Genomic DNA, 9,637 nt, shown 5'->3' with positions numbered 1-9,637 from the left:
GGCCTGCCGCCAGCGTTCAATCTGAGCCATGATCAAACTCTTCAATTAAAAGTTTTTTCTGTCCTTCCCATTAAGGGAGCGGACATGCTCAATGAATTCTGAATTTATTTAACATCTTTCGATGTTGAATTGACTGTGCTGAAATAAGTAAACTTATTTCTGTTGGTCACTCAGTTTAAATTGAGACTCTAAATTTGTTTGTCTTACTACCTAAGTAGCTCGACTGTTAGAACTCAATCTGTACGAGTGCCCACACAGATGATTGCTTTATATTGTTAAAGAACGTTGCGATTAAAGCGTTTCACTTTAACTCGCTAGGGCTGCGTATATTACGCTTTCCTATTTTTTTGTCAATACTTAATTTTGAGAAAATTTAATTTTTCGAAACTAAGTTTTACTTAACACCCTGAGTTGCTCTTGCCTCGCTAAGCGTTGCAGTCTGCCGTCTCAGTGGGGTCGCATTATAGGGAGATCCGAATTCAGATCAACTGTTTTTTTATGTTTTTATGAAAAAAATGACTGTTCGTGCAAAATACGAACGAAACGGGTAAAAACAATACTAAAAAAGGCCCTGAAGGGCCTTTTTTAGTTATTTGATTATGAGCTTCCAACCAACTTTCGCTTGTAACTTGGACTCTAGTTGTAGCTCACTTGCCATTAGTGGGTGATATTTTAACCAATCACTATCAAATGTCAGTATAAGCGCATTTTTATCTACACTTAGACCTAGCGCTGGTAATACATCGTCTTGGCGACGCATCGATAAGATCACTGCGATCCGAATGATACGTGTTAGGCATTCAGCTAATTGCTCATTACACCCTAGATATGCAAAGCTATTTTTTGCAAGATCAGCCCGGTGCCCATTCGCTACTGCTGTAATAAGTTTATGCTCTGACTGTGAAAAGCCAGGCATGTCTGTGTTTTCTAATATATAGGCCGTATGTTTATGGTAAAGCTTATATTCGATTAGCAAACCAATCTCATGCAATTTTGCCACAGTCTTTAACAGTGCAATCGCATTACTATCCATTGATTGCCATTGGTTCATTACACTTATTGCCAGTTGTTCCGCAAGTTGCGCTACTCGGCACGCTTGTTTCTGATCAACATGGTAACGATTCATTAAACCATCAACGGTGCGTTTGCGAATATCATGATTATGTAGCTCAGGCACCATGCTATATAACACACCTTCACGCAATGCACCGCGCGCAAGCCCCATTTGCTTTATTTCTAACGATTCAAATAAAGCAATAAGAATTGCAAGTCCAGATACAAACACTAAACGACGCTCTTCACTAAGACCAGGTAATTCAAGATCAGCAATGGTGTCAAACGTGACTGACTGTTCTTTAATTGCTAACAGTTTATCTAGCGTTAGTAACTCATCCTGGTTTTGCGCAACCATAATCTCTTGAATGGCTTGAACTGTACCGGATGCACCACTGGCAATCTCCCATCCAGCAGCTTTATATTCAGGTACAATATCTTCAACAACATCTCGCGCTGCTTTAATAGCGGTATTGAAATTTTTGTTACTAAGCTTTTGATCTTTGAAATAGCGCTCAAGGAAAGTGACACACCCCATGTTGAGGCTCTTATAATGCAACGCGTCAAAACCTTTTCCAATGACAACCTCAGTGCTTGCTCCACCAATATCAATAACCAGCTGTCGACCACCACATGAAGATGTATGAGCAACCCCTTTATAGATAGTCTTTGCTTCTAACTCGCCACTTATAACATTGATTTTATGGCCAAGGATTTTCTCAGCTTTTTGTTGAAATACATCGGCATTAATAGCAAGGCGCAGTGTTGCGGTTGCAACAATGGTGATATTTTTCTTTGGTATATCTTGTAAACGTTCAGCGAACAAGGCGAGGCATTCCCAGCCTCGTTGCATGGCTTCAGTACTTAGAACATTGTTTTCATCAAGTCCTGCTGCTAGCCTTACTTTGCGTTTGACTCGGCCAATAGTTTGTAGGCCGCCAGCCATCGATTTGGCAATCAGCATATGGAAGCTGTTTGATCCTAAATCGATAACTGCATACACATTTTTTTGCGGTTGAAGTTGCCCCACCGTTCAAAAACCTCTAGTTACTACTACGTCTTAAACAACGGCCAGTTATGATGACCGTGATTTTTGGTAACTATTATTTGGTCGACGTCCGTTGTTATTACGATTACGTGGGCCTGTTGAATAGTTCCGCTTTTTCTGAATAGTAGGCTTTGTTAAATCATCAAGCAATGCACTTTTATCATAATGTGATAATGGAATGCTGTGCTCTATGTATTCTTCGATTTCGTGAAGATTATAAGCATACTGTTCGCAGGCAAAGCTGATTGCATGGCCTGATGCGCCAGCACGTCCTGTACGTCCAATTCGGTGTACATAGTCTTCACAATCATCTGGCAAATCAAAATTAAATACGTGACTTACTTCTGGAATATGTAAACCACGAGCTGCAACATCGGTCGCAACTAAAAAGTCTAAATCACCTTTGGTAAATTGCGCCAGAATTGACTGACGTTTTTTCTGGTTAACATCACCAGTCAATAACCCAACGCGATGCCCATCCGCCTTCATCCACGCATACACGTTTTCACAACTGTGTTTGGTATTTGCAAACACAATGGCTTTTTCAGGCCATTCTTCTTCAATTAAGGTTAACAACAACTTAATTTTATCATCTTGTGATGGATGAAAGAGCTCTTCCTGAATGCGCTTACCTGTTTTCACATCAGGTTCAATTTGTACATGCTCAGGATTAGTCATATGTTCAAATGCTAATTCCTGTACACGATACGATAAGGTCGCTGAAAACAATAAATTTAAACGCTCAGATGCTTCCGGCATACGTCTGAACATATAACGAATGTCTTTAATGAAGCCTAAATCAAACATGCGATCCGCTTCATCAAGCACAACAACCTCAATTTCGTTCAGGGTATAACAGCCCTGCTTATAAAGGTCGATAAGGCGTCCAGTCGTCCCAATTAAAATATCAACGCCTTTTTCTAGTTGTGCACGTTGTTTTTCATAATCTTCGCCACCATATACTAATCCTAAGTTAAGATTACAATGTGGCGCTAAAATTTTTGCATCTTTGTGTATCTGAATCGCCAGCTCCCGCGTAGGGGCCATGATCAGGGCTCTTGGATGTTTACTAGGTGCTTTGCTAGATTGTAATAACCGATGGCACGTGGCCGTTAAAAACGCCAACGTTTTGCCCGTACCTGTTTGTGCTTGACCCGCAATATCACGGCCCTCACAAATAAAAGGTAGGCATTTAGCTTGTATGGGTGTGCAATATTCAAACCCATTTTCGGTTAAACCGGCAACCACTTCCGGTGCGATAGCAAAGTCTGAAAACTTTTTATCGGTCAAATGTGTCTTAGTCATAGCGTTTAAGCATAACGTTTAAACTTGCAATAAGAAACAAGAGTGTTTAAATACGCATTAAATATTTCGCCTAACTTATCGGAGATCGCAATGAGCGAGAAAATTATTCAATTAACTGACGATAGCTTTGAAGCTGACGTACTTCAATCAGACAAACCTGTACTTGTTGATTTTTGGGCAGAATGGTGCGGACCTTGTAAGATGATCGCCCCAATTCTTGACGAAGTAGCAGGCGATTTTGATGGTCGTGTTACCGTTGCAAAACTGAATATTGACCAAAATGCAGGCACACCACCTAAATTTGGTATTCGTGGTATCCCTACACTTCTTCTTTTCAAAGATGGTCAAGTTGCAGCCACTAAAGTAGGTGCCCTTTCTAAGACTCAATTAGTTGAGTTTTTAGAAAACAACATCTAATGAAATAATAAAAAAAGGGCTTTTTGCCCTTTTTTTAGCTTTATTTTGTTTAAAGACTGGACGCCTTGCTAGTGACCTGCTAGTTTATAAAGCCAACTAATCCTTAGTTATACCAACAAACCTCACTCATGTATCAAACGACGATTTTGAGTATGACAATTGTAATAAAGAACCCACCAATATGCATTTACGCGAATTAAAAGACAAGTCTATCAAAGAGCTTGTAAACTTAGCTGAGTCCATGGGGCTCGAAAACGTAGCCCGTTTAAGAAAACAAGACATTATTTTCGCCATTCTTAAAGCACACGCAAAAAGCGGTGAGAACATTTATGGCGGCGGTGTATTAGAAATCTTACAAGATGGTTTTGGTTTCTTGAGATCATCTGAAGCATCTTACCTAGCCGGTCCTGACGATATTTATGTATCTCCGAGTCAAATCCGTCGATTCAGCATGCGTACTGGTGACTCTATTTCCGGTTTGATTCGTCCACCGAAAGACGGTGAACGTTACTTCGCTTTACTGAAAGTAAATGAAGTAAACTTCGATAAACCTGAAAACTCACGCACTAAAATCCTTTTTGAAAACCTTACTCCACTCCACGCAAATGAACGTTTACGTATGGAGCGCGGTAATGGTAGTACAGAAGACATCACAGCGCGTGTACTCGATTTAGCCTCGCCAATTGGTAAAGGTCAGCGCGCACTTATCGTTGCACCACCGAAAGCAGGTAAAACAATGCTTCTGCAAAATATCGCCCAATCGATCAGTTATAACCAACCAGACTGTGAGCTGATGGTATTACTTATCGATGAGCGTCCTGAAGAAGTAACCGAAATGCAGCGCCTTGTAAAAGGTGAAGTGATTGCTTCAACATTCGATGAGCCTGCAAGCCGTCACGTTCAGGTTGCTGAAATGGTAATCGAGAAAGCAAAACGCCTTGTAGAGCACAAAAAAGACGTGGTTATCTTACTTGACTCAATTACACGTCTTGCTCGTGCATACAACACGGTAATTCCTTCATCGGGTAAAGTACTAACCGGTGGTGTTGATGCAAACGCATTACATAAGCCTAAGCGTTTCTTCGGTGCGGCACGTAACGTTGAAGAAGGCGGAAGCCTGACAATCATCGCGACAGCGCTTATTGATACTGGTTCGAAAATGGACGAAGTTATCTACGAAGAGTTTAAGGGCACTGGTAATATGGAATTACACTTAAATCGTAAGATTGCTGAAAGACGTGTATTCCCTGCCATTGACTTTAACCGCTCTGGTACACGTCGCGAAGAGTTGCTGACTAAACCTGATGAGCTACAAAAAATGTGGATCTTACGTAAGATCGTACATGACATGTCAGAAATTGATGCGATGGAATTTTTAATTGATAAACTGTCAATGAGCAAAACCAATGACGAGTTTTTCGATTCAATGAAACGTCAATAATCACATTTGAATGCTTTAAATAAATGCCTGTATTAAACAGGCATTTTTTTTGCCCAAAAGAAGCCTCTTTGATACCCATTCGCTGCATTCAATACTCTATTTGAAGCAAGTAATACCCCTGCCTACGCTTGTGTTATTTTGTTGTTCTAAATAAGAAATATCTATCACTGATAACAGCCACTGTCACTTAGCCACGTGGGTAAGTGTTATTTCAGGTTAATATAAGTTCATAATATAAATGGAATTTCATTGAAAGCTGTTCTATAAATAATGAGATGAAATGCTTAGGAACACTCAATGACGCGCATTAAAATAGCAATCGCTCTGTTTTTAACAAGCTTACTGGGGTGTATTGCTAGTTTTGCTGTGTTTGATTTCTCTACTTCGGCTCTACTTATACTCAGTCTCTTTATCTGTGGACCGTGGCCAGTAATGATTTATAGTCTCTATTCGACAGACAAGCAGCAGCTGGACTTCTTAAATGACTTTGCGACGAATATGACCGCAGAGCAAGGTATTAACTTCTCCTTTCGTTTTGATGAAAATAACCCTAATTTACCGCAAGCATGCCATGCATTAAATGAAAGTTTAACCACAGTAGAGCACTTGCTCGGAGAGATTTATTTTTCTTCTGCGCGATTGCTCCCTATGGCGGATGCACTAAGAGACACTTATGCCTCTATGACCCAAAAAGCCACGATTCAAGATGCTCACGGTGTCGATCTCGCCATTACAATAAAGCGTACCATTGACGTATCAAGAGAGCTCGATCGAAGTTTAGAGCAAATTTATCACGCGGTTTCTAATGCCACGAATTCCGTAAAACAAACCCGTTTAGACACTGATAAGAGTCAATCAAGTTTATTAAAACTCGCCGATAATATTAATCAAACAAGCCAACAAATTGTTTTGCTCAAGCAAGATAGCGACGCAATAGGTTCTGTGATTGAGGTCATTAATAGTATTGCCGAACAAACTAACTTATTGGCTCTTAATGCCGCCATTGAAGCAGCCCGAGCAGGCGAGCAAGGAAGAGGGTTTGCAGTAGTGGCTGATGAGGTTCGAAACTTAGCTGCACGCACAAGCAAATCAACACAAGAAGTTCGAAATATGGTTGCTAAAATTCAGCATAATACTGAGCAAGCGAATCAGTTGATGCAAAAGGCATTAAAAGAAACAGAGCACACCGTTAAGCTATCTGACGAATCAACACGTGAAACAAATAAAATAGAACAAGCGATGTTAGCCATCGATGCTTTATCAGAAAGTATTCACGCACAAGTTGCACTGCAAAGCCAAATGTCTGATGAAGCACAAGCAAGTATTGACTCTATGGTTGAAATTAACTCAGATGCATTATCCAGCACACAAATTCAAGCCGTTTCAAGTAAGGATCTCGTTAATCTCGCACATTCAATAGATAATAAGTTGTCGATGTTTAAAGTGACCTACCCTAGCATTGATTTAAAAAAGCGAGTAGACCGCTCACGATTCATCAATGACGAAGAAATAAAACAAGCTCAAGATGGTGATATTGAGCTATTTTGAGCTAAACGTGTGCAGTGCATAAGCTCGAGTAGTTGCGTTACTAAGTGATTAATTTCAAACGCTGTCTTGTTTTTTATGGCCAGCTCGAGTGCTAAAGCACTGTGTGCAATATCATCTAAGGCAAACATTTTTGCAGCCCCTCCAATTCGATGAGCATCTTGTTGTAAGCTCATTAAATCATCCGCTGAGAAATGCTGCTGAATCAAGTCCGCTTCGTAGGCAAAACTATTGATAAAGCTAGTGACAAGATCACGTGTATCGGGCATTGAATTAGCTAGTTGAGAGGTACTTTTACAATGCTTAGCAAGCTGCGTGTAAAACACTTTTTTATCGATTGGCTTAGCAAGATACCCAGTAAAACCCGCTTCTAAATAACCTTCAATTTGGTGGCTAATCGCATTCGCAGTTAATGCGTATACAGGTTGAGTAAAGCCACATTTTTGTAATAGCTTCAATGCGCTTAAACCATCAAGTACTGGCATTTGAATATCGAGTAACACCACATCTGGGAACTCTTTTAAACATTGCTCAACAGCCTGCTCACCATTTTCTGCTGTAATGACTTCTAGCCCCATAGATTCTAAATAACGGCAAATTAAGCGTCTGTTATCTGGGTGATCTTCGGCAAGTAATACTTTGCCTGATAATCCTTTAGAAGCTGAGTGTGTAATCGCTTGATTGTCATCAATATACGCCGCAGGCTCAAGTTCTTTACAGGGTAAGTAAAAAGAGAACTCACTGCCTTTATTCGCCTCGCTCTCAACACTGATGTACCCGCCCATCATCATCGCCAATTGCTGCGACAAGCTAAGTCCAAGCCCAGTACCACCAAAACGACGACTAATACTGTTATCACCCTGACTAAAGCAATCAAAAATTAGTTTCAATTGCTCTGCATTCATGCCAATGCCGGTATCTCTAATGCGAAACACAATGCCTTGCTCGACGCGCGATACATGTAACTCAACTTCTCCTTGCTGAGTAAACTTAATGGCATTCGCGCATAAGTTTATTAATATCTGTTTTACACGCGTAAAATCTAAGTAGCTGAAAAACTGCTCACCAAGTTGATTTTGAAACGCAAATTTTAATCCTTTCTCTTTCGCCTGACCGCTCAGCATAGAATGCACATCTGTCAGTAATTCCACTAAGTTGCCCTCTTCTAAGTTCAACTCAAGTTTATTCGCCTCAATCTTACTAATATCAAGTACATCATTAATAAGCTCTTTTAAGTGATCACTTTGTTTTTGAATAACCGCAAGTTCTTCATTCAACTTCTCAGGCTTATAAAGACCATTCATTAAATGATCGGTTTGACCAAGAATAGCAGTCAGTGGAGTGCGGATTTCATGGCTAATATTGGCAAGAAACTGACTTTTGATATCATTTGCACTACGCAACTGCTCTGCAATTTCTTCAAGTTCTTGGGTGCGCTTAGCCACCATTAAAGAGAGTTGCTCCTTCGCCTCTTTTTCAATCTTGCGTCGGTAAATAGTAATTCCTGTCACAACAATCATTACAAGCAAAATGAACAGCATGATCGTTAGCTGGCGTTGTTTAGACATTTCGAGCTCTTGCACATGCTGATGTTGCTTAAGATCGACAATTTCTTGATTTAACTGACTGGCTTGAATTTGGCTTTGTAGTTTACCCAATGATTTTAAAAGCTGTTCATTTTTAGAAGCATTCATTTTGCGAACAAAGCTATCAAAGTATGACACTGCACTTTCAAAGTCTCCTTGACCCGCTTTTATCAATGCATGCATACCCAAACCATCGAGTACTCTGAGCTCATCTTTATACTCTTTCGCCATACTAACAGATGTGTTAAGTGTGACTTCTGCTTCAGGTAACTTCCCTTGTAACAGCTCGATTTTCGCTTGTGATAATAACCCCGCTAACTCGAGCCCCTTATTATCAATTTGCTTTGCGAATTTTATCGCTTTTTCCGTGTGACTTAAGGCCATCTCAAGATCGCCCGTTCGCAAGTACACGTTAGCAATGTTACCGTGTCGAGAGGACAGGTAGTATGCATCATTCGTTTCTTGGTAATGGCGCAAAGCACGCTGGTAGTAATGCAATGACAGTTGATACTCGCCAAGCTCTGAGTAAGCCACTCCCATATTGCCATAAGATTGAGCGATACCATCTTCATCATTAAGCTTTTGAAAAATAGCCAGTGCTTCTCGATACATATCCAGTGCAATATCGTAGCTAGACAAACGGATATAAATACCCGCTATATTGTGCAAAATATCCGCTTTATCTTGTGCTGTTCCATATTTATCGTAAATCGTTTTCGCTTGTTTATAATAATCAAGCGCTTGATTCATATTAAACATATTGAAGTAAGCAAGACCAATATTACTCAAAAGATTAGCTTCAGAAATTGGCTGCTCCATATTTCTTGCAACACTCAAGGCTCGCATATACGCACTCACGGCTTGCTGCATTAACCCTTGATAATAATAGGTCACACCTTGCATTTTAAGAGCTTGAAAATAACGTTGTGGATGCTCTTCAAAAGAGGCTGATGTTGCAGCCAGTTGATAGTGTTCCACTGCAGCAGAGAAATTATCTTTCTCTAGTGCAAAGTCAGCTAACTGTAGATAAACCTCTAATTTTTCATCGGATGTGATATTAGGTGCGGCTAGCAGCTTTATTGAAAGTTGTTTTTTCTCATCCCATTGCTGTGATTGCGTAAACTGCTCAAACAATGAGTGAGATGAAAAACTAGGAGACGTAAAAAACAAACAGACACACGCGAGCGTTGAATAAAGCAAGCTGAGGCGCAATGTGATGTACATATGTTTATATCCCTAAAA

At 40.2% G+C, this 9,637-nt stretch carries 6 protein-coding genes; 3 read left to right on the top strand and 3 right to left on the bottom strand.

Features of this window, described 5'->3' with window-relative positions; all coding sequences use genetic code 11:
- Positions 1-589 precede the first annotated feature (589 nt).
- Positions 590-2,083, bottom strand: coding sequence for a guanosine-5'-triphosphate,3'-diphosphate diphosphatase (gene gppA, locus BM378_RS16670; RefSeq protein WP_036974452.1), 1,494 nt, complete (start codon positions 2,081-2,083; stop codon positions 590-592).
- A 45-nt stretch (positions 2,084-2,128) separates the two neighbouring features.
- The gene (gene rhlB / locus BM378_RS16665) at positions 2,129-3,406 is read right to left on the bottom strand and encodes an ATP-dependent RNA helicase RhlB (RefSeq protein ID WP_036974450.1); all 1,278 of its coding nucleotides are present in this window, start codon (positions 3,404-3,406) and stop codon (positions 2,129-2,131) included.
- A gap of 90 nt (positions 3,407-3,496) precedes the next feature.
- On the opposite strand from rhlB, the gene trxA reads away from it, so the two are divergent.
- The 3 genes from trxA (at position 3,497) to BM378_RS20705 (ending at position 6,812) form a co-directional block, all read left to right on the top strand.
- On the top strand, positions 3,497-3,823 hold the full coding sequence (gene trxA / locus BM378_RS16660) for a thioredoxin TrxA (protein WP_036974472.1): 327 nt from the start codon (positions 3,497-3,499) through the stop codon (positions 3,821-3,823).
- 181 nt (positions 3,824-4,004) lie between these two features.
- Complete coding sequence (gene rho, locus BM378_RS16655) at positions 4,005-5,264, top strand: transcription termination factor Rho (protein ID WP_036974448.1); 1,260 nt, start codon at positions 4,005-4,007, stop codon at positions 5,262-5,264.
- A gap of 297 nt (positions 5,265-5,561) precedes the next feature.
- Positions 5,562-6,812: a methyl-accepting chemotaxis protein gene (locus BM378_RS20705; RefSeq protein ID WP_074989630.1), complete on the top strand. Its 1,251-nt coding sequence runs from the start codon at positions 5,562-5,564 to the stop codon at positions 6,810-6,812.
- Here BM378_RS20705 and BM378_RS16645 read toward each other — a convergent pair.
- On the bottom strand, positions 6,785-9,619 hold the full coding sequence (locus tag BM378_RS16645; protein ID WP_051501988.1) for a tetratricopeptide repeat protein: 2,835 nt from the start codon (positions 9,617-9,619) through the stop codon (positions 6,785-6,787). The genes BM378_RS20705 and BM378_RS16645 overlap by 28 nt on opposite strands.
- Positions 9,620-9,637 lie beyond the last annotated feature (18 nt).

Origin of the sequence: Pseudoalteromonas lipolytica (assembly GCF_900116435.1) — a bacterium.
Classification (GTDB): Bacteria; Pseudomonadota; Gammaproteobacteria; order Enterobacterales; family Alteromonadaceae; genus Pseudoalteromonas; species Pseudoalteromonas lipolytica.
This window is presented reverse-complemented; position numbering and strand designations above follow the sequence as displayed.

What these genes read in the sequence shown, in the direction of transcription:
- rhlB (WP_036974450.1), bottom strand. Translation starts at nt 3,406, where the DNA reads ATGACTAAGACACATTTGACCGATAAAAAGTTTTCAGACTTTGCTATC.
- BM378_RS20705 (WP_074989630.1), top strand. Translation starts at nt 5,562, where the DNA reads ATGACGCGCATTAAAATAGCAATCGCTCTGTTTTTAACAAGCTTACTG.
- rho (WP_036974448.1), top strand. Translation starts at nt 4,005, where the DNA reads ATGCATTTACGCGAATTAAAAGACAAGTCTATCAAAGAGCTTGTAAAC.
- trxA (WP_036974472.1), top strand. Translation starts at nt 3,497, where the DNA reads ATGAGCGAGAAAATTATTCAATTAACTGACGATAGCTTTGAAGCTGAC.
- BM378_RS16645 (WP_051501988.1), bottom strand. Translation starts at nt 9,619, where the DNA reads ATGTACATCACATTGCGCCTCAGCTTGCTTTATTCAACGCTCGCGTGT.